Raw genomic sequence first — 21,459 nt, forward strand, 5'->3', positions numbered from 1 at the left:
GATATCGAGGAGTTAAGTACATTTAATTTTCACTACCGGAGATTTTTATGGCTGTAGGCATCTACAATTCCACTTCAACCTTTCAAAATGAGTACATTAAATCAACGTGCCGTAAAAGCACGGGTCAACGCGTCACATTTAGTAATATCTACTTGAGGGTAGAGGCTTTAAAAATGGCCATCGTCCACGCTGCGGGAGCCCCTTTTTCCTCAGCCTTTATCGTAAGCCATTTCGCTAAAAACTTTTTTAATCTTATGGAAAATGTTTACAGCGATCCAGGCATAAAAAACAATGAACCGCTTTCAGGCCCTTTCGATCGGTATTGCAATAACATTTTTAGACATGCGCAACCTTTATTTGACGATTTTTTAGCTTTTGTCACTTTTCCTGCATTTCGAACCTTGTTAATTGTGAGAGAAGTTGCAGCTGCAGTGATTCACCCTGCGATTATATACGGCTAAGAGTTGAGTTATTTTCTTGAGGGAAAAAAGACTGCGCGTTATGGTTCAAATTGCAAGCAAATAAAAATGACCTAACCTTCTTATGGAGCTATGTTTAACTTGAGTCATTTATCCTTAACCTTACTAGCCAATTTTTTTGGCATTGATCCCATTTTGTCGCTTTATGCCATTGCCGCTTTTGTTTTAATCGGTGTGGGTTTAACTTCCCTCATCCTTTTTACAAAAGCAAAATTTGTGAATAGCGAAGAATGTGAGATCAAGGTCAATAGCGATCCGAAATTGACAAAACAAGTGCTAGGTGGATCGACTTTATTACAAGCCCTCTCTTCTAATGGAATCCCCGTCCCTTCTCCTTGTGGAGGAAAAGCTACTTGCAAGCAGTGCCGTGTACGTATTGTCGAAGGGGCAGATGAGCCTTTGGAAACAGATCGAGGAACTTTCAATAAAAAAGAGTTAAAAGAAGGGTGGAGACTTTCCTGCCAAGCGAAGGTTAAGCATGATCTTCATATTCTCGTTGACGAGCATTCTTTGGCCGTCAAAGAGTGGAAAGCAACCGTCGTGAGCAACAAAAATGTGGCCACTTTTATTAAGGAATTAATTGTTGAAATTCCGGAAGGGGAAGAAGTCCCTTATCAATCGGGAGGGTATTTGCAATTCCACGTTCCGCCTTTTAAAACAAATACAGCGGATTGGAAAAGCACTATGGATCCCATGTTCTATGCGGATTGGGAAAAATTTGGATTATTTGACAAAACGATTGATTTTAGTCATCTACCAACAGGCTCGAATGAAATTATCCGCGCATATTCCATGGCCTCCTACCCAGCGGAAGGCCGAAAGCTGATGTTTAACATTCGAATCGCCACTCCTCCTTTTGTGGGGGGAAAAATTTCGGATTCAATTCCCTGGGGAATTTGTTCCGCGTATACTTTTAGTTTAAAACCTGGAGATAACGTTCGTTTATCAGGCCCTTACGGGGAATCTTTTATGATCAACGACAATCGAGAGCTTATTTTCTTAATCGGGGGTGCTGGATCATCATTTGGGCGCAGCCACATTCTCCATCTGTTTAACACCGAACACACACAACGACAAGTGTCCATGTGGTATGGAGCACGCTCGATTAAAGAAAATATTTATCAAAAAGAATATGAAGAACTTTCCCAAAAATACCCTAACTTTACTTATAATCTTGTCTTATCAGAGCCTCTTCCTGAAGACCTTTCTGCTGGATGGCCTAAGGACGACCCCATTAAGACAAACTACCTTTTCAAAGCTTTTGAACTTGGGCAACTGAGTAAGATGGAAAGTCCTGAAGAATGTTTATTTTATGTCTGTGGACCACCTATGCACAACATCAGCGTTCTGAAATTGCTAGATGATTATGGGGTTCCTCGCAAAAGTATTATTTTGGATGATTTTGGAAGTTAAAGCATTTTTGATCTTGGATATTTAAGAGAGCACATCAGAAAGTTTTTCTGTGTGCTCTCTCCTCATTTACACACAAAGTGGATATATTAACCTATTATGCGCGTACTCCTTGCCCAAATTAATCCGATCATTGGCGATTTAAAAGGAAATACTCAACAAATTTTGGCCGCTATCGAAAAAGGAAAGCAAAATCGGATCGATCTAATGGTCTTTCCTGAATTAGCCTTGTGTGGATATCCGCCCGAAGATATTCTGCTTCTCCCCAATTTTATGGAAGAAGTCGAATGTCATTTAAAAACCATTGTCTCCCAAACGCAAGGAATCGCCGTACTTTTAGGTCTCCCACGCTCTAATCCCGACGTTTTAGAAAAAAAACTCTATAACAGCGCTGCTATCATTCAAGATCAGAAAATTTTGGGATACCAAGATAAGCAGCTCCTCCCCACTTACGACGTGTTTGATGAACGACGTTACTTTGAACCTGGCAACCATACACGTTTGTGGTCCTTATGCGGAAAAAATATTGCGATAACCATTTGTGAAGACATGTGGCAACATAGCAATTTGCTAAAATTTACCAACTATCGGCAAGACCCTATTCAAAATCTACTTCCTTTATCCCCCGATTTATTGATCAACCTCTCTGCCTCCCCTTTTTGCATTGGACAACTCAGACATCGCTTCACCACCATTTGTAAAGCCGCTATGACGCTTCAATGCCCTGCTGTATTGTGCAATCAAGTGGGCGGTAATGATAGCTTAATTTTTGACGGACATAGTTGTTTTGTAGACAACATGGGACGTCTATGCAGTGTTGCCAAAGGATTTCAGGAAGATTTGCATATTGTTGATCTATCAGAACCCTTGCCTCCATTTGAGTGGATAGAATCTCCAGTTGAAATGCTTTATTCCGCCCTTGTCCTTGGAGTTCGCGATTATTTTCACAAGTCGGGCTTTAAGCACGCATGTTTAGGTCTATCAGGAGGAATTGATTCAGCCCTGGTTGCTTGCATCGCCGTGGAAGCATTAGGGCATCAAAATGTACTCGGTGTTGCCATGCCATCCCGTTATTCATCAACTGGTAGTCTAGAGGATGCGAAAAAACTCGCCAAAAATTTACAGATAGAATTATTGAACATTCCCATTGAAGGCCCCTTTCAGAGCTACCTCCACCTTTTGAATCCCTTTTTTGAAAATAAACCCGCAGATGCTACAGAAGAGAACCTCCAAGCACGCATTCGAGGCATGATTTTGATGAGCCTTTCGAATAAACATGGATATATTGTGCTAAGTACAGGAAATAAAAGTGAACTGGCAGTGGGATATTCTACATTATATGGAGATATGTGTGGTGGATTAGGCGTCATTAACGATGTTTCCAAACAAGAGGTTTACGCCCTTTCCAAATGGATTAATCGACATAGAGAAATTATTCCATGGAACACCATTCATAAGCCCCCTTCTGCCGAGTTACGTCCTAATCAAAAAGATTCTGACACCCTACCCAGTTATGAAATTCTCGATGCTATTTTAAAAGACTACGTGGAAGAACATCAAACACCTCAATGGATTGCCGAAAAACATCACTTTCCTGTAGAGCTAGTACAAAGCATAATTCGTAAAATTCATCAAAATGAATACAAGCGCAGACAAAGTCCTCCCGGCTTAAGAGTGACAGAAAAAGCCTTCACAATTGGAAGAAAATTCCCTATTGTTCAAAAGTGGGTTTAAAGAGTTTACAGTGTCGAATTTTGAATGGCATTCCCAAAATATTTTAACATTTTGCACACATATTCTTGAATGACAACATCCTCAGAAGTTGGTTTAATCAAAGAACTCCACGCTTTGGCATGTGTTAACGGTATGCCAAAATTATCATTTGCATGATGGTTTTCTAAGAAAAAACTAGGTGGCAAAGAAAAAAAAGTTTGTAAAATTTGATGCCATCTTAAAACGGATTCTTGACTGACACCCCATTTTTCTTCATCTTTTACAGTCTCTTGTAAGCACAATAGGCATTCTTCCCAGTTCCACAAAGGGAAAACAAGCTCATCTTCAACGAATTTTAAAAAAGAAGGATCTTTTGGCGCATTGAGCTCTATTAATCGGGTATAAATTCCCTCTTCCTGTATGAAGCGGTTGCGTTCCGCATCAACAAATGAATGAAACTTCATCCCAGCCACGAATGGAGAGGGTTCCTCCAAAACGTTGACTAATGTCATTCCTGTAAAATGGGTTTGATCTCTCTTAATGCCACCCAAGTAGCGGATATCGGGAAAAAGATTTCCCAGAAGAAAGCTTTTTTTATCCAGTTCCTCTTCAAATGGGTATCTCTCCAAAAATTGATAGGCTAAATATGTGTGTGTGATGGGTGTTGCTGCTATCAAAAAATTCACATAAAAAACGAAAACCAGTAAGCCTATTTTTTTCATATGCTTTCCTTGTTAGGATTTTTTACAGTTAATGGAGAGTTTAACAAAAACTCACCACTGTGACGATTTTTTATCTCGCGCCATTTTTTAACCATTTGTGCACCAAGTGGTGCCGCCTCTTTTCCTAAAGCCCCATAGCGCAAATAGACAACGACAACGAGCTCTGGATTTCCAAAGGGATCTCGATAAACAAACCGATTTGATTCATAACCGTTTGCATGTTTCGGGTCAAAAGAAATACTTCCAAACCATACATGATTATAAATATTGGTTCCAAATCGAAAGTCAAGATCCAGGTTTTCTACCGATTCAGCTGTACTCGATTTTCCAATCATTTGTTCTTTCAGCTCTAGGAAGCTCTGAATAACTTCAGGATGCCCTTGATACAGTTTAGACAGCGCTGGCATACTATTTTTATAGAGATGTGCATTGACCTGCTGTAATCCCTCCAAAAGAATCTTTCGAATGGCCGTCGGCATGAAAACTTCTTTTTTGACAATCGTCGGCAGCCATTCCACATGACTTTTCGCATTTTCTTCGCAAGGTTTTAGTATCCCTCCAACTTCTAGCTTTTTCCCTGCTGCCATGCGGACAATCTTGGGTTTCAAAATTTTCCCTCCATTCGCTAGAGAAGATAGCATGACAGCTGTCTGCAATGGCGTGACAATCAATGTATGTTGCCCAATCGCGGTCGCATACAAGCCTGTGCGATTGCTAGCTAGATCTTTAGGGACATTTCCTGAAATTTCACCCGGTAAATCAATTCCTGTTGCACAGCCATATGAGAAATCTTGGGCTGCACGCGCCAAATCATTCGGATCTTGAAAAATATCTCCCGCAAGCAAGCAAAAGTAGGGATTACTCGACGTTTCTATCGCTCTTTTGATATCAATTTTTCCAATTTGAGAGGAAAGACTCTTTGGCAATCTTCCCCCTTTGTAGTGCTGTGGAAGAGCCTTTCCTTCTTCTGTAAACCCGACAAATAATTCCTTACCTTTTCGAAAAACACGATCATCTAATGTTAAAGGATTCAAATCTTGGTAAGTATAAGCTTGCCCATCGAGAAGCATATAACGCTGCCTGAGCGCCTCATAGCCTGTAATCAGTTTAAAAATAGATCCTTGAGTAGCAGCCTGCCGAAAAGCTTGTGAACGTCCATATCCAAATCCGTATTTAGGATAAAATCCCGCTGCTAAATCTTTTTCAAGATGACATTGCGCCCCACTTTTGCGCAACATTCGGTAAGAACCAAATAAAGGACGCGTGAGGTCATGGTAGCCACGCATGGTTTTTAAATAATCGGGAATCAGAGAGGCGGGAATGGTCTTTAGGGCTTTTTGAAGCTTAGCATACGCCATAAACCACTTTTCTTCGGTATGTAGCCCATCCTTAACTTCAAGACGCATTTGATTCAAATGCTCCACATAAACCGCTGTCTTTTCATCTACTGCCCCACATTTTCCCGTTAAAAATACAGATACGAGATCCCATTTATTTTGATCCCAAAATTCGTTAAACAGGACCGTTTCTTGCCGGTCTAGCAAATCCAGATAGGGACGGGCATATTGCTTCGCTTGTTTTTCTTCAAGACGCTTTTGTTTTAAAAAGACTTGCTGATTTTGCTTTCTCCAATCTGCGAAATCCACTTTGTGAAATAATTCTTTAGAGATGGCACAAATGCCCTCCATAAGGCCGACTTGTGCAGCAGAAGCATCACAATAGAAGACGAGAGTCTGATCTCCAACAGCAGCTAAAAGCTCAGGAGAAAATGCTTGTTCTTGCACAGCTAACCGACAGATATCTACCAGCAATATTTTGTCATAGTTGGTGGGAAGAGATTCAAAATAAGGAGAAAGCTTTTGTTTTAGTGCCTGAATAGCCTCTTGGTTTTCCCGAATCTTTCGAAGTAACGCTTCTTTTTCCATGGCAGGAAGTGCCTTGCCTAAAAGAATGTGCCCATCTTCCCTATAGAGCTGATTAAGAATGGCGGGTAGGCGACAATCTTCACATAATTGAATCAAAGCTTCAATATGATTCAAAAATTCGACAGCTAATTTGATATTTTTAATCTTTTGAAGAGGGGTCCTTACAGCATTATCAGGAGGCAAAATCATCGACAGAAATTGTTCCCACTCCATCATGATTCCCTCTTCGTAAAACTCTTCTTTTTTCTTATCATAGAATTCTCTTTCAAATGGCCGTCGCTGATTCCAGATATCTGCAATGTAGGTTTCATTCTCTAACCACCTAAGCACATTTGCCCGTTTTTGTTTGCCAATTGTTTTATGGCTAGAAGAGATAAAGTCGTTTGGATCAAAGCGTGGATAGGTTGCCATGGCCAAAATTTCCCCGCTGGTTGGATCCATGGCGACAATGGAGCCCCCTTTTATCCATGGCTCACGTGTAGTCAAATTGACCGAATCTTCCTTGGTTACCCGGACTTTCCGAATTTGTTCGTTTTGGGCAAGCAATTGTTCCGCATAACTTTGTAATTCAGAAGAAATCGTCAAAAGAAAACGACGTCCTGATAAAGGTTCGGTGGAACCTGGCAATTCTTTTAGAAAATTTCCACGTGCATCTGAATGGTAAAATTTTTTGCCGTGATAGCCCCTTAGATCAGCTTCGAATTGAGATTCAATTCCCGTTTTGCCGACCCAGTCGTTAATCGTATAAGCATGTTCTTCAAGCTCGACTAAAGCTTGTCGAACCTGCTGAGAGGAATCAAACCCATCAGGTAGAAAGGGATCTTCTCCCGATTCTTCCTTGTGGATATACTCTTTTAACTCTGAAATTTTAGCTAAAATTCCTTCATATTTTTCTTTGCTAATAGAGCCCATATAACCGATGATGTCAGACCCTATTTTTCCTTGCGGATAATAACGCCTAGGCACGCACATCACATGAATACCCAGCCATTCACTTTCTAAACCTTTGAGTCGGTAATACTCCTGCTCCGTAATTTCTCGTTTAATGACAAAAGGAACGTGATATTGGAAGGCAGCTTTTGAGTAAATGATATCTTCAATCCAATTTGGATCCAGCTGCAACTCTTTGCCCAAAATTTGGGTGAGTTTTTCAATATATTCTTTTCTTTTGTAAACCTTAGTTTTTTTTCCGTCAGCTCCATAAACGGTTGACGTAGAAGGAATTTGCTGCAATTCAGCATATACAATCGCCGCGTTGTACTGGATTTTGTTAACGGCTAAAGGAATATTAAAGCGATCCCGAATCGTTCCCCTTTTAGAGGCTTCTAAGACTACTTTCTTCTGTGGTCTACTAGATGATTCCAAACGATCTTCATACTGAACCACAGATAAATGCCATACGCGTACGATCACAAGCAAAAGTGCAACTAAGATCACATTTAAGACCCGATTGGCCTTTGCCGGAATATCTAAATTCTGTATGGAAGGTCGGTAAAACCTTCTGGGTTCACGATTTTTTGCCATGCCGATTCCAATTAATCCATTCGATCTTCATTTTCTCTCAATTTTCGAAAAGAAGAAAGAAAAACTCGCTCTATTTTAGCTATCGCAAAATTAACGCGCATGCGTTATATCCACAATAAATAGATGTGATTCCTAAAGAGGATGATTTAAATGCATGATGAGGACCTTTATTGGATCAAAAGATGGGGCGAAGAGTATTTTGATGTAAACGCCCTAGGACATATCGTCGTCAAACCAAATCGACAAGGAGCCGGTGGCGATCTTTTTGAACTCATGACATCTTTAGTCGAACAAGGCATTGAAGCTCCCATTTTGATTCGATTCAATGGAATCGTTAGGGATCGTATTCAACGCTTGAATGCCGCCTTCCAAGCTGCCATTCGGGAATTTAACTACCGCAATACCCATCAAATGGTTTTTCCCATTAAGGTCAATCCACAACGGCACGTCGTTGAAACTGTTCAACATGCTGGCCAAGAGTTTAAAATGGGATTAGAGGTCGGCAGTAAACCTGAACTCATCGCTGTTTTTGCTATCGATACACATCCAGACACCATTCTACTCTGTAATGGATATAAAGACATCGAATACATTTCGTTAGCGTTAATCGCTAGTAAATTAGGGCGTCGAACCCTCATTATTATTGAACAAGCTTACGAATTACAGCTTGTCTTAGATGCCGCCAAAAAATTAGGAGTGGAGGCTGAAATTGGATTCAGAATGAAGCTATCCAATACAGGTTCTGGCCGTTGGAAATCTTCTGGAGGCGAACATTCTAAATTTGGTCTCTTCTCCCATGAAATTATTGCATGCATCGAAACGCTTCAACACCATGAAAAAACCCATTGGCTGAAGCTCTTACACTTTCATTTGGGAAGTCAAATTACGACGATTGAATCTGTCAAAAAAACCCTGAAAGAAGCTTCACGCATGTATACAGAGTTGGCCACGATGCTTCCCTTTTTATCTTTCTTTGATGTTGGTGGTGGACTTGCTGTTGACTATGATGGATCAAAAAGCGATTCTGATTCATCTATGAACTACACCATGGAAGAATATGCTCGTGATGTGGTCTTTGCCATTGGAGAGGCCTGCCTTTCCGCCGATGTTGCTGATCCAATCATCATCACAGAAGCAGGACGTGCAATTGTCGCCCATCATTCTGTTTTAGTTACAGAAGTCATCGATGTCACCACCACCCCCAATATCCCAGAAAAATGGAATGCACATAGCAAGCATGAAATATTAACAACTTTGGATGAATTACAGGATGAACTTTCTTTAAAAAATTGCCGTGAAACATTACATGACGTCATGGAATTGAAAGATCGGGTACTCGAAGAGTTTATTTATGGAACTATGAATTTAAAAGAAAGAGCCTACGCAGAAAAAGCGATCCGTCACCTATTGGCCAAGATTCGCACATTTTACAAACAGCTCCGTCAAATTCCTGAAGAACTCGAAACATTAGACAAAATCCTGCTCGAAACCTATTTCTGTAATTTCTCAGTATTTCAATCGCTGACAGATGCCTGGGCGATTGATCAACTATTTCCTGTAATGCCCATTCAACGCTTACATGAAACACCCTCCCATCAAGCCATTTTGGCTGACCTTACCTGTGATAGTGACGGCAAGATTGATTCCTTTATTGGAGAATACGAACCCAATCACTTTTTAAGACTGCACGACTATCGCAATGAACCCTATTACGTTGGCATTTTCCTTGTGGGAGCCTACCAGGAAATTTTAGGGGGTTTGCACAATCTTTTTGGAGATACAAATGTTGTGCATGCAGAACTTGGAGCCAATGGGCAATGGGACTTATCGAGACTTGTTGAAGGCGATACCATGGCCAATGTGCTTTCCTATGTGCAATATAACTCAGAAAAGCTAACGACACGCTTACATGAACACATTGAGCGTTCTTTAAAAGCTGGTCGTATTACTCTTTCAGAATCGGCTCAAATTAAGAAAAAATTCAAGCAAGCCCTTGAAAGTTATACGTATTTAGTTGTTTAAAAAAAGGTTTATCCCATGCAATCAAAACACCCCATTGGACAAGGCATAGGCGTTGCCGGCAGATATGTAGGGCTGCCAGACCCCTACGGACAATTATCAGGTGCTGAAATCGTGATCCTCCCGGTTCCCTTTGATTTAACATCGACTTACCAAAAAGGCAGTGACAAAGGACCTGCGGCCCTAATTGAAGCTTCTCGAAACATGGAATTGTATGATATTGAAACCGATTCCGAAGTCTACAAAAAAGGCATCTATACAGATCAGCCTATTCAAGCCAAGACTTCTCAAGACATGTTACAGCAAACTCATGAGCGTACCAAGACACTCCTCTCCCATAACAAATTTGTCGTTACACTTGGTGGAGAGCATTCCATTTCCTACGCCCCCATACGCGCCCATGCCGAACACTTTGGTTCCATCTCCGTTTTACAATTTGATGCGCATGCAGACCTGCAAGATGCCTATGAAGATGATCCATGGAGTCATGCCTCCGTGATGGCCCGTGTAAAAGAGATTCCACAAGTCGACAAAATAGTCTCTGTTGGCATACGTAGCATGAGCTCCGAAGAGCTCCCAAATCTTGATCCTCCAAATACTTTCTTTGCGCATACGCTAGATGACAACAAACATTGGATCGACCAAGTCCTTTCAAAACTGTCAGACCAGGTATACATCACTTTCGATCTTGATGCATTCGACTCTTCCTTAATGTCATCTACAGGCACACCTGAGCCAGGAGGATTGCAATGGAATCAGGCCACACAACTTTTAAAAAAGGTAGCTAAACACAAAAAAATTGTGGGATTTGATGTCGTAGAACTCTGCCCAAATCCCGCCAATCTTTCTTGCGATTTTTTGGCCGCCAAGCTCATTTATAAATTATTAAGCTATACATTTTATTCAAATAGGTTGTAGATCATGAGCATTCGAACTTTCATGCAAAAAAATTTCAAACATTTTAACGCCGCTGTTTGTGTAGATGCCGCTGAAGCATGGATTACCCATTTAAGCCAATCGGGGAAAATGTTTCTAACTATGGCAGGGGCCATGAGCACTGCAGAGCTGGGCATCTCGTTGGCAGAGATAATTCGACAAGACAAAGTGCATGCCATTTGTTGTACAGGGGCTAATTTAGAAGAAGATATCTTTAATCTGGTCGCACACAATCACTATGTGCGCGTTCCTCACTATCGCACCTTGAGCAAAGCTGATGAGAACGAGCTATTAAAGAAAGGGATGAACCGAGTTACTGATACCTGTATTCCTGAAGAAACAGCCATTCGACGCATTGAAAAAGACATTTTGGGACTTTGGAAAAAGGCTGACGAAAGCCACTCAAGCTATTTTCCTTATGAGTACATGTATCAACTTTTGGACTCGCCAAGCATTCAAAAATCGTTCGAAATTGATCCGAAAGATTCCTGGCTAATCGCGGCAAAAGAAAAAAATCTTCCGATTTTTACTCCTGGATGGGAGGACTCTACGTTAGGGAATATCTTCATCGGACACGTCATCAAAAAAGACCTTAGCTCTTATGGAATTGTGAAAACAGGCTTTGAACAAATGGCTGTGCTCGTGGACTGGTATAAGCAGCAATCCCAACAACACAAGATGGGCTTTTTTCAAATTGGAGGTGGGATTGCAGGAGATTTCTCCATTTGTGCCGTCCCCTTACTGAGACAAGATTTAAAGCAACCAGTTCCTTTATGGGCGTACTTTTGCCAGATCAGCGACAGTATTACCTCTTTTGGTTCGTATAGTGGTGCCGTTCCGAATGAAAAAATTACCTGGGAAAAATTGAGTGTTGAAACACCCAGCTTTATCATTGAATCAGACGCCTCAATCGTCGCTCCGCTCGTTTTCAACTATGTGTTAGGAAATTAAGAAGGGCTGCCGCTTGGCAGCTTTTTTTTCTCAACTTTGTCAAGAATTCCAAAATCAATTAATCTGAATACTTTCTTAACCATGGAGGAAAGAACTATGCGTTCATCAAATCCTACTTTACAAGACAACACTTTCCGAAGCGAAAGATACTATTCGATAGACGAACAAATGACTGTGTCTGGGGTCGTTAATAAAACAGGAATCCTTTTATCCTGCGTTCTTTTAACAGCCGGCTGGACATGGATTAAGTTTTACCAAACAGGTGACGTTCAAGTGGTTTACCCTTGGATGATGCTCGGTGCAATTGGAGGCTTAGTTTTAGCTCTCGTGACAGCCTTTAAAAAAGAATGGGCACCAGTTACATCCGTTGGATATGCCTTACTTGAAGGACTCTTTATCGGGGGAATTTCGTCCATTTTTGAAAAACAATTCCCAGGTATTGTCATTCAAGCCACAGCACTGACTTTCGGCACACTGTTTTCCATGCTGGCCGCCTACCGTTCCGGCTTTATTCAAGCAACCGACAATTTTAAACTAGGCATAGTGGCTGCGACAGGCGGCATTGCACTCGTCTACGTTGCAACCATGCTCCTGTCTATGTTTGGAATCAATGTTCCATATATTTATGGAAGCGGACCTTTCGGCATTTTATTTAGCTTATTCGTGGTTGTCATTGCAGCATTGAACTTCATCTTAGACTTTGACTTCATCGAAAAAGGTGCCCGTCAAGGAGCTCCAAAGTACATGGAGTGGTATGGAGCATTCGCTTTAATGGTGACCTTAATTTGGCTGTATGTAGAGTTTTTACGCCTACTATCTAAATTGAGAGACCGCTAAATCCACAAGCCACTCCTCTGGGAGTGGCTTTCTTTAACTATTACATGAAAAAATATTTCTTTTATTTTTGCATTGTTCGCCTAATCGTTTCAAATACTTATGGCCTCCGAATGACCAGGAAAAACTCAAGTCTTTTTTTAAAAATATTTAATGCACCAGACTTTTGTTGGATATACTTTATGCGGTGAAAAACCGGTTTCTAGTGAACAACTTTGCGAACTTTCAAAAATTCCTCCAATGGTTCCCCTACTCGATTGAATCTCCAAAAAGCTTTTAAAGATGGTCGTTACTTTGAAACTTTTGTGAAACTGTTTACCGATGATGTAAGTCCGCTCTAGAGCGTCTGAAAAGATTTTAGATATGTTTCATAATCGATCATTCTGCCCTTGATGCCTAATTTCTTTTCTGCAGATATAAGAGCTCTTTCTTCTCTTTCAAATGTAAGGGGATCGCTTTTATCCCAAACAACTTGAATCATTTCGAACTGCCCTTCACGATCTTTTGTAATAAAATCTATTTCGTAATCTTCGCTGGTGCTGTAATAAAAAATCTCTTTTTTTTGCCTTCGCAAATCTAGATAAACCTGATTTTCGAGCAGTTTTCCAAAATTTAGAGAAAGATATTACAAGCAGAGCAACGAAGAAAGGAAGAAAGAAAAAGCCATTAACAGCGGAAGAAAAACAACAAAATAGAGAAATCGCGTCAGAAAGAGTTGTAAATGAGAATGTTATAGGCAGCTTAAAAAGATTTAAGATTATAAGTGATAGGTATAGAAATCGAAGAAAACGGTTTGGCTTAAGATTTAACCTGATCGCGGGGATACACAATTTGGAGTTGCCGTAAGGAATTTCGAAAGAAGTCTAATGTTGTTAGGAAAGGTTAGAGAAAAGAAAATGATCATGTGGCCCAAATGCCGACCTAATGGCGTGTCCAATACTTACTTATTCTCGCAAAGAAGGGGTAGGCTTTCTTCATCTGTTAACCATACATGATGTTTAAGCAAATAGTTCATTTGAAAGGTTATGAGAGCTTCATTAAAGGTCTGGTTTTTGAGCATTTCTTCTACATACTGGTATTGAAAGCCTTGAAATGCAATACCTAATTTGTCAAGGCTGGCCTCAACAGATTCAAGAGAAGAGATTTGATCATCTATCATGATAATTTTTTTGGGATGCCAATTAATTTTATCTAGAAATAATCTTAAAACTTCCCCTTTCGTTTGCTTAGAAGTACTCAACAAACCATCCTTAAACGTAGGTGATCTATTGAGTTGATTTGGACAAAATATAATTTCCTTTGTTTCAGGAAATGCATTTTGAAAAAATAGCCCTAAAGCATGCAAGACATTTAACCGCCATTGTTCCATACTAGGAATATCTCCAAGACGTCCTGTTAACATGGTAGAAAAGGCAATCGTTTTAATATGATTTTTTTGTAAGTGTTGAATGATCTCAACAACATCTTTCTCAAAAATTTGATGGGATGTTTTTAATAGTACAATACTTAAAAGCCTATCTTGCTCCTCTTGAGATAGCGAAGCGTAAGAAGGGTAAGTTTTTGATTCGTTTCAGAAATCCTGACTTTCCTGACTTAAGTGCCTGGTCGCTCATGATAATTAATGTACGATCTATATCAAATAAAACCAGAGTATCTACATCAGCACTTTTTAAACTCGCTTGAGCTTCGTGGATATGCGTAATTCTTAAAATTTTCCCAAAGGAATGGCTGGACCACAATAAAGAAAACACAACTAAGAGAAAAAGGAGCAATCTATTCATAATCTACGTCCGAGCGATTGACCCATTAGACATTTAGTTTCGATATGGTTCAAGCTTGCCTGAACAAGATCTTCATCTAAATGCAACGTGTTTGGCTCAAAAAGGAGAATAAGGGAGGATCCTCCAAACGAAAAATACCCTTTTTCGTCCCCTTTTTTGATTGGGGAATGGGGAGTGTAAGTTTGGTGAATACTACCGACGAAGGTGGCTCCAATTTCAATGAAAAGCACTTTGCCAAACTGAGCCGTTTCGAGCTCACATAGCGTTCTTTTGTTTTCCGTGAAGATTTCCACGTTTTGCCGAATGGCAATGGGGTTAACGGAATAAAGGTCACCAGGAATCATGTTTGTGATGCCAGGAATACACTCACAAGGAAAATGGTACCGATGGTAATCTGTGGGGCACAAACGCGCCATCACCATGGTCGCCTGTCGATATCGGTTGGCTAATACTGAATCCTTAAGCAATTCATCCAAAGAGAATTTCTTCCCTTTCACAACAAACCCATCAATCGTTTCAATGTTTTGATAGCACAAATACCGTCCATCAGCGGGCATGATCGCCACATTCTCTTCTTTGGCAAGGGGACGAGCATCTGGTTTGAGTTTACGGATGAAAAAATCATTAAAGGACTTAAACTGTTCCACAGGCAGAGCAAATTCTGATGGATTTACCTGAAATGCATCGATGAAAGGCTGAATTTTTTTTGCTGTCCACGATTGCGATTGCCACCAACCATAAAAGGAAGAAAAAATGGGAAAGCGCGCAAGAAAAAACAGAACGGATGCCCCCAAGGTTCGACTTAATAGATCGCGTCCATATAAAAGCTTGAGGAATTGTCCTCCGTAAACTTTTTCGGTCTCTACTGTCTGTGAAAGGCGATCGATATACTGAATGGTTTCCATATTAAGAGGGTCTTGGCAATCCACGCTTTGCTCCAACTTGGGAGAAAAGGCTAAGTTCTTTTAAAAACTCAGGAGGAAATGCATGGGACAAATGGGTTTCTTCAATGAGAGTTTGAGCCTTATAAGCCACTTTCACAAGGCGAAAAAGCATTTCACGATCTTGTTGGTTGTGAATATACTCGTTTTGCATACGCACATATTCTGTTAATAACTCTTTCAACTGCTTTTGTTGCTGCGAGAGTTCTTCAGATGCTTTTATCACGTGGTCTAATTGTGCAAGAGGATTTGCTTCAGATTCAATGGATTGATTAAAATGAGGAGTATCGGCTGTGATTGGACGAAGCTCATCAGCGAATAAAGTTTGGGTTAAAGCAACTAAAGTAACTAACAGAAGAGAAAGTTTCTTAGTCATTTGATCCTCTTTAAAATGAACTTCATAAAAAAAACCAATCGCAAGATAACTCACGATTGGTTTCATAAAATTACTGAGAAACAGTCCAACGTTCAAAGCTTGTCAACTGAAGGTCTTTGCCTTTCTGTTTGACGAGATCTTCGATTTTGACTGAATCGTCTTTGATGTACTTTTGGCAAACTAAGCATGCTGTATCGTAGAAATAGTTCAATTTCCCTGCAATAATCTTGTCTGCTACAAAATCAGGCTTTCCAACAACTTGGCTGCGTGCGATCTCTTTTTCTTTTTCCAATACTTCGCTTGGAACTTGCTCCGGAGATACATACTCAGGTGCTGCTGCTGCAACATGCATCGCAATATCTTTTGCGAGGGCTTCTTGCTCATTGCTTCCTGTGATTTCAACGACAGTTACCATTTTCCCGCCAAGGTGAGAGTAAACTCCAACCGAAGTGTTTGCCTTTTTAGGCAGCACTTTTAAGCGTTTAATTTGGATGTTTTCGCCAATTGCTTGAACGAGCGAAGAACGCAGATCATCGATTGTCATGTTGCTGTCTTGAGAATATTTCTGTTGAAGAAATGCTTCTAAAGATACTGGATTTGTGTCTGCAATTTCTTTCGCAATGGCTTGTACAAATTGCTGAAAACGTTCGTTTTTAACAACGAAATCTGTCTCTGCATTCACTTCTACAAGGGCGATGGCTTTATCGTTCTGAGCTTCACCGATCATGCCTTCATTCGTCGTACGTCCTTCTTTCTTCACAGCTGAAGCTGCTCCAGATTTACGTAGATTAGTGATCGCGAGTTCCATGTCGCCATTTGCTTCTTCCAAAGCTTTTTTACAAGCACCCATGCCGATGCCTGTACGCTCGCGAAGCTCTTTAATCATTGCTGCAGTTACGGGTGTGGACATAGTTTACTCCTCCCCTCTGCCTGCATCATCATCTGAGCCAACGCGCACTATAAATTCTTCGCCTTCTTCCTCATCCTCTTCCACAAAGTCACCTTTGCTAGATGCGACGCGCATTTCATTCTTTTTCTCGATGATCGATTGTGCCAATGCTTGCACGATGAGTTTAACGCTTTTCAAAGCATCGTCGTTACATGCGATGACGTATTCGATTGGATCTGGATCGCAGTTTGTATCGACCAAGCCCATGACTGGGATGCCTAGTTTGTTTGCTTCTGCAACAGCTAAGTGTTCTTTGCTTGGGTCAACAACGATCACGAGTCCTGGCGGTTTGCGCATGCCACGAACGCCGGAAAGGTTTTTTTCAAGTTTAATTTGTTCTTTAGTGAGCAAGGAGAATTCTTTTTTGGTGAATCCTTCTGTTCCTGCTGCAATACGCTTTTCGATACGCTCAAGTTTCTTGATTGACTGACGAATGGTTGTCAAGTTTGTCAACATTCCACCTAACCAGCGCTCGCAAACGTAGAATTCGCCACACTGTTCAGCTAAATCGCGAACAACGGCTTTTGCTTGTTTTTTTGTTCCAACGAACAGAATAGATTTATGGCTTTCGACAACTTGCTTAACAATTTCTTTTGCGTAGCGGATTTGCTGCAATGTTTTTGCTAAGTCAATGATGTAAAGGCCGTTGCGCTCTTCAAAAATGAAGCGCTTCATTTTTGGATTCCAGCGACGTTTTTGGTGTCCAAAATGCGCGCCAGCTTCCAATAAATCTTTTATTGTAACTTCTTGATATGTTTCTTGTTGTGCCAAGCCTTGTCCCTTTCTTTTGACGACGGCATTTCTCCCTGAGGGAAAAATTTCGGTCTTGGTTTTTTTTGATGTTTATTTGGATTGTGAAAAGTAGCGCCTGATCAGAATCGAACTGACACTCGTAGCTTGGAAGGCTACTGTTCTACCATTGAACTACAGGCGCGGCTCAAGTGAAAATAGAGAGTATGCAAATTTTCGGATTTTATTGCAACTCTCTTTTTCATGATTTTTTACTTTTGTTGCTCTTCTTTGATTTTTTTCAGTGTATCCAACCAAAAAGAATCCGTTGGAGATTCGACAAGCATACTTAGAGTTAAAGCTTTGGCCTGTCCCCAATCTTTTTCTTCAATCGCTTTCCGCACGAAATAAGCTTTCGCATCTGCTGATTCATCTTGAATTGAGCGATAAAACATACGTGCTGAGTATTCATCTCCTTGCTTTAAAGCGATGCGAGCCAGGGCCTCTTTTCCCATGATGGAATCGCTGAAATCGGGAAATTGCTCGATGAATTTTTTGGCTTGCCCATAGAGGCCTTGTTTCTGATACAATTCGCTGACTAATTGAATGGCTCTTAATCCGACTTCTGGCTCTCCAACCAAATTATGAAGCCTTGCACGAGCCACGTCAATATCGCCCCGCTCAATTAAGAGTTCCCCGATCGTTAACGAGAGCTCTGGAGACTTCTTTTGTCCAAGCGCAAAACGTAATGCCTCTTCGGCATTGCGATTTTCCCATAGAGCGTGCGTTAAACGATAAGCAACCCAGTCTGGAATATTTTCGGAGAGGTCTCTTCCATTATACATCGCCAAAGCCGCCTCATTCCATCCCGCAGCTAAAAGTGCCACCGTAAAAGCATGGTCACTCTCCAGAATTTCTTTTAAGGGCTGAGGGAATTCATCCGGCCTGAAACCACTTCTCACATAAGTGTTTAGCTCTGAAAAAAGCGTGTCTTCGGGGTGAGGAACCGATTCATTTTTTAATAATTCATCAAAGGATTCGAGCTCTTTCCGTTGTCTGTAGGAGATGATTTGGCGTAATGCCTGCTCAAGCTCTGGATTCCAAGACTCAAATTTAAATGGATTTTTGGCAATCAATTGGTAAGCAGCTTCTTCGTTCCCTTGTTTAAGCTCCGCTAACATTTGCAACCAAAATGTGGCTTGTTGATTGTTGAGATAAACCTCTGGGGCATTCAATTGTGCAAATGCATGCGCATCCCAAAATTCACCAGGCTTTAAAACTAATAAATAATTGATGAACGGCCTTAATTTTCCTCTCGGAGCCTTTTCTTCCTTCCAATTAAATTGAGCCGGAGTTGTCATGCGACTCCAAAATAAGGCTTTCAACCAAATAGTGTCTAAACTCGGAAGAGGAAGCCCTCTGGTCCACAAGTCGATTGCATCCACATAATTTTTTTGTCTAAGCTGAAATTCGGCAGCCTGGTCAATCAAAAACAGATTATCAGGATGTTCTTGAAGAGCCGCTAAATACTCACTGAAGGCCAACTGCTTTTTCCCGATGGTTTCAAGAACTTTTCCACGATATGAACGAATTTCTGGATCATGCGGAGAAAGCTTATGCGCTTGATTGAGGTAATCCCAGGCCATGCGTGGATTTTGATCTTTGAGATGAAGAAGCGCCAAATGGCTCAACCGTTTTAATTCGCTTTTTTGATCGCCCAATGGTTGAAATTTAAGGAGTGTAATCGCATCTGAAAGACGGCCTGCACGTGCCAACATTTCCACATCTAAGAAAAGCCATTTTTCTTTTTGTCCCTCCTGCCCCTCCCAAAGAGACCGAATGCACTGATACTCTTTCGTCTTTTGATCAAGCACACACTTATCCGCTATCGTCAAAGCAGCCTTTTCGTTTGCGTCAAAGGCATCTGGAAATGAACGATGCAAAATCAGTAATTGTTGAATGTTCCCCTGTTTCTCACTGGCATCAATCATGAGTCTTAGCCATTGCTTGCCACTCGCAGAATATCGCTCCATTTCAGGCTCATATTGCCGAATAATCGCCAAAGCTTCTGCAAAACGACCATCCTCAACAAAACGAGTAGCCACCTGCATTTCAAGGGCCTCTTCCATGTGCGTCTTTGGGACTGCAAGCGTTTCTTCCTGATTCAACCAGTAAAAAGATCCTCCAATCACAGCAGCGATGCCGATCAGAGAAAGAATAGAGACAACCCATTTGCGCATAGATCCACCAAATTCACGTCAGATGTTTTAAGGAAACAAACCTATAGATAATATGCTCTGTTTTATCGTACTGCTAGATTTTTTAAAAGAACAAATCACCTCAGGATGACACCAATAAAACGTCTGTGGCTTTATTTAGCAGAAATCATACCGCAGTTTTCCACTTTCGGATATTATAAACATCGTAAAAATAAGGCGCTAAAATTTGATCCATTTTGGAAGCCGCTTTAAGAACATCCATGGATTCCACTGTGACTTCTTCAAGACCCACTGCTTGAACAAGTGCTTGTACCTTGGAAAGATCTTCATTCCTTACAAACAACACTTGAGCCTCTTTCGCTAATTCAATGCCGCCCATATAAACCTCTTCACTTTCTTCGTATGCGGGATTCAAATCATACGTAATTCCTTGGCGATTCTTTGAGGCAACCACAACCCCAATTTTAGCTAATTCTTGATCTTCAGGATCAATAACCTCCGCTTCAAGCCCAAAAATCGATTCAAGCTCTTCAAAGGATTTCATGTAATTGTAAAAGGAAACTCCATAGCACAATTGCATACGCGCGAAAAGCACATCAGCATTTTCATCGAACATTTTTTGTATTCCAGCACGAATTTCTGCAATCTTTTTGATGATCAATTCTTTATCTTGCTCAAATGTTTCCGGCTGTAATTTCTTAATCCGCTTTAAAGCTTCAACAGTACGTCCAAGTGAAGCGGCATCTAAAAAATCTCGGTGGGTCTTAAAGCTCAATTCTGTTGTGAGAAATTGTTGGTAACGACTGAGTTCAGCTTCTAAATCAAAACTGAAAGATTTAGCATACTTAATACTTCTAGAAGCCGAGGACAAACCTACACCAGAAAGAAAGCGTTGGTTAATTCCATTCACGCCTGCTCCCTCCCGCAATTCTCCTGATAATGTTTGCACTTGAAGTTGTCGTAATGCTCCTACACAAAGCAACTTGTTATTCGTTTTTTCACACGCAGATTTAATCACATTGGCTTTTGTCCCGTGCAGCCAACTTAAATTCAGGTAAGCTAACGCTTTTTTCACAACTTCTTGGGAAATTTCTTGAATTTCCGCTGAATTTTCTATCATGCTCGCAATTTTATCGTGCTTAGAAGCAAGCTTAATTTGCCTTCTTAATTTTTTGAGTAAAAACAAGACAACAACATGTTTTTCCTTTTCACTTGCAGAGACGCTCTCTCCTTGCAAGAGATAACAGCTCGGCTTATGTATTGAATGGACTCCGTCAAAGAAACAATTCTTTTCCATATAATCTCGATAAACAGGGATGGAGGCCTCATTCGTATGTGCTCGCAGAAAAAAAGCTAATGCCTTATAAACATTTCGAGCATGATCGATTTTTTCTTGCGAACGCGGATGATCTAAAATCCCCTGGAGAGCTGAGTGGATATTTTGAATCACATTATCCTGAGACTGGAAATAAGTTGAGCAACTTTGAAGAGATTCATCTAATTCTTTCTTTGCTTCGAAAAAATGCTGAGAATACCTTGGCTTAAGCTGAGTGAAAACATTCCCTAAAACATCTTCATTTTTTTTTGAAAAAGTCTCTAAACAAGCTTTATATACGGCCGCATTTCTTTTTTCTGGGGGAACTTGGCTTGCGAGCTCGATGATTTTGAAGGTGTGCTTTTTCCGATGTTGATGTTTAATAATCAAGGCTCCCACAGGTAATGCGATCGAGATATAGGAAAACATTTTTAACGCAAGTAATACAAAATTTGTTTTTTTAACTTTGGCTTCAAGCACCATAGTATTCTCGCTCATCATCCTTACTTGATAAGTCTTATTGCCGACACGCAGATAATTTTCAGCAGCCTGCCATAGCGGGTGATTTGTAAATGCATTAATTCCAGAAATAGACTTATTAAAATTCATATAATTCCCTTTTTATTAAACTTAAAA

At 40.6% G+C, this 21,459-nt stretch carries 18 protein-coding genes, 1 tRNA gene and 1 pseudogene; 8 read left to right on the forward strand and 12 right to left on the reverse strand.

Features of this window, described 5'->3' with window-relative positions:
* Positions 1–47 precede the first annotated feature (47 nt).
* The 3 genes from AOM43_RS10395 (at position 48) to AOM43_RS10405 (ending at position 3,623) form a co-directional block, all read left to right on the forward strand.
* Positions 48–461 carry a hypothetical protein gene (locus tag AOM43_RS10395; RefSeq protein ID WP_006342360.1) on the forward strand — a complete coding sequence of 138 codons (414 nt, stop codon included), beginning with the start codon at positions 48–50 and terminating at the stop codon, positions 459–461.
* A gap of 90 nt (positions 462–551) precedes the next feature.
* On the forward strand, positions 552–1,892 hold the full coding sequence (gene nqrF / locus AOM43_RS10400; RefSeq protein ID WP_059360183.1) for an NADH:ubiquinone reductase (Na(+)-transporting) subunit F: 1,341 nt from the start codon (positions 552–554) through the stop codon (positions 1,890–1,892).
* Positions 1,893–1,988: 96 nt separating this feature from the next.
* On the forward strand, positions 1,989–3,623 hold the full coding sequence (locus AOM43_RS10405; RefSeq protein ID WP_059360185.1) for an NAD+ synthase: 1,635 nt from the start codon (positions 1,989–1,991) through the stop codon (positions 3,621–3,623).
* A 5-nt stretch (positions 3,624–3,628) separates the two neighbouring features.
* Here AOM43_RS10405 and AOM43_RS10410 read toward each other — a convergent pair whose 3' ends face one another.
* On the reverse strand, positions 3,629–4,324 hold the full coding sequence (locus AOM43_RS10410) for a hypothetical protein (protein WP_006342357.1): 696 nt from the start codon (positions 4,322–4,324) through the stop codon (positions 3,629–3,631).
* Positions 4,321–7,773 carry a penicillin-binding transpeptidase domain-containing protein gene (locus tag AOM43_RS10415; protein WP_059360187.1) on the reverse strand — a complete coding sequence of 1,151 codons (3,453 nt, stop codon included), beginning with the start codon at positions 7,771–7,773 and terminating at the stop codon, positions 4,321–4,323. The genes AOM43_RS10410 and AOM43_RS10415 overlap by 4 nt, the downstream gene beginning before the upstream one ends.
* Positions 7,774–7,923: 150 nt before the next feature.
* Here AOM43_RS10415 and speA point away from each other — a divergent pair, with 150 nt between their 5' ends.
* From speA to AOM43_RS10435, 4 genes are all read left to right on the forward strand, one after another.
* Entirely contained in the window at positions 7,924–9,795 is a 1,872-nt protein-coding gene (speA, locus tag AOM43_RS10420) for a biosynthetic arginine decarboxylase (protein ID WP_013924360.1), read from the forward strand.
* Between the two features lie 15 nt (positions 9,796–9,810).
* Positions 9,811–10,710, forward strand: coding sequence for an agmatinase (speB, locus tag AOM43_RS10425; protein WP_059360189.1), 900 nt, complete (start codon positions 9,811–9,813; stop codon positions 10,708–10,710).
* A gap of 3 nt (positions 10,711–10,713) precedes the next feature.
* Positions 10,714–11,679 (forward strand): deoxyhypusine synthase family protein, encoded by a 966-nt coding sequence (locus tag AOM43_RS10430; RefSeq protein ID WP_059360191.1) that lies wholly within the window; start codon positions 10,714–10,716, stop codon positions 11,677–11,679.
* Between the two features lie 96 nt (positions 11,680–11,775).
* The gene (locus tag AOM43_RS10435) at positions 11,776–12,516 is read left to right on the forward strand and encodes a Bax inhibitor-1/YccA family protein (RefSeq protein ID WP_013924358.1); all 741 of its coding nucleotides are present in this window, start codon (positions 11,776–11,778) and stop codon (positions 12,514–12,516) included.
* A gap of 334 nt (positions 12,517–12,850) precedes the next feature.
* On the opposite strand, the gene AOM43_RS10440 is transcribed toward AOM43_RS10435, so the two are convergent.
* Positions 12,851–13,087, reverse strand: a complete 237-nt coding sequence (locus tag AOM43_RS10440; RefSeq protein WP_006342349.1) for a hypothetical protein — start codon at positions 13,085–13,087, stop codon at positions 12,851–12,853.
* Between the two features lie 29 nt (positions 13,088–13,116).
* Here AOM43_RS10440 and AOM43_RS13130 point away from each other — a divergent pair.
* Positions 13,117–13,359 (forward strand): annotated as a pseudogene (locus AOM43_RS13130) (transposase family protein); the annotation flags it as partial.
* A gap of 94 nt (positions 13,360–13,453) precedes the next feature.
* Here AOM43_RS13130 and AOM43_RS10445 read toward each other — a convergent pair.
* From AOM43_RS10445 to AOM43_RS10485, 9 genes are all read right to left on the reverse strand, one after another.
* Positions 13,454–14,017: a DUF2608 domain-containing protein gene (locus AOM43_RS10445; RefSeq protein WP_079978270.1), complete on the reverse strand. Its 564-nt coding sequence runs from the start codon at positions 14,015–14,017 to the stop codon at positions 13,454–13,456.
* 10 nt (positions 14,018–14,027) lie between these two features.
* Positions 14,028–14,294, reverse strand: a complete 267-nt coding sequence (locus AOM43_RS10450; RefSeq protein WP_059360195.1) for a DUF2608 domain-containing protein — start codon at positions 14,292–14,294, stop codon at positions 14,028–14,030.
* The gene (locus AOM43_RS10455; protein ID WP_226987492.1) at positions 14,291–15,223 is read right to left on the reverse strand and encodes a phosphatidylserine decarboxylase; all 933 of its coding nucleotides are present in this window, start codon (positions 15,221–15,223) and stop codon (positions 14,291–14,293) included. Before AOM43_RS10455 ends, AOM43_RS10450 begins: the two co-directional genes overlap by 4 nt.
* Positions 15,201–15,611 (reverse strand): hypothetical protein, encoded by a 411-nt coding sequence (locus AOM43_RS10460; protein WP_226987493.1) that lies wholly within the window; start codon positions 15,609–15,611, stop codon positions 15,201–15,203. Before AOM43_RS10460 ends, AOM43_RS10455 begins: the two co-directional genes overlap by 23 nt.
* A 70-nt stretch (positions 15,612–15,681) precedes the next feature.
* The gene (tsf, locus tag AOM43_RS10465) at positions 15,682–16,521 is read right to left on the reverse strand and encodes a translation elongation factor Ts (protein WP_006341967.1); all 840 of its coding nucleotides are present in this window, start codon (positions 16,519–16,521) and stop codon (positions 15,682–15,684) included.
* 3 nt (positions 16,522–16,524) lie between these two features.
* The gene (rpsB, locus tag AOM43_RS10470; protein WP_006341968.1) at positions 16,525–17,331 is read right to left on the reverse strand and encodes a 30S ribosomal protein S2; all 807 of its coding nucleotides are present in this window, start codon (positions 17,329–17,331) and stop codon (positions 16,525–16,527) included.
* A gap of 92 nt (positions 17,332–17,423) precedes the next feature.
* Positions 17,424–17,494 (reverse strand) — tRNA-Gly (locus AOM43_RS10475).
* Positions 17,495–17,561: 67 nt separating this feature from the next.
* Entirely contained in the window at positions 17,562–19,529 is a 1,968-nt protein-coding gene (locus AOM43_RS10480; protein ID WP_059360200.1) for a tetratricopeptide repeat protein, read from the reverse strand.
* Positions 19,530–19,674: 145 nt separating this feature from the next.
* Positions 19,675–21,432, reverse strand: coding sequence for a hypothetical protein (locus AOM43_RS10485; protein ID WP_059360202.1), 1,758 nt, complete (start codon positions 21,430–21,432; stop codon positions 19,675–19,677).
* Positions 21,433–21,459: the final 27 nt, after the last annotated feature.

Origin of the sequence: Parachlamydia acanthamoebae (assembly GCF_000875975.1) — a bacterium.
Taxonomy (GTDB): domain Bacteria; phylum Chlamydiota; class Chlamydiia; order Chlamydiales; family Parachlamydiaceae; genus Parachlamydia; species Parachlamydia acanthamoebae.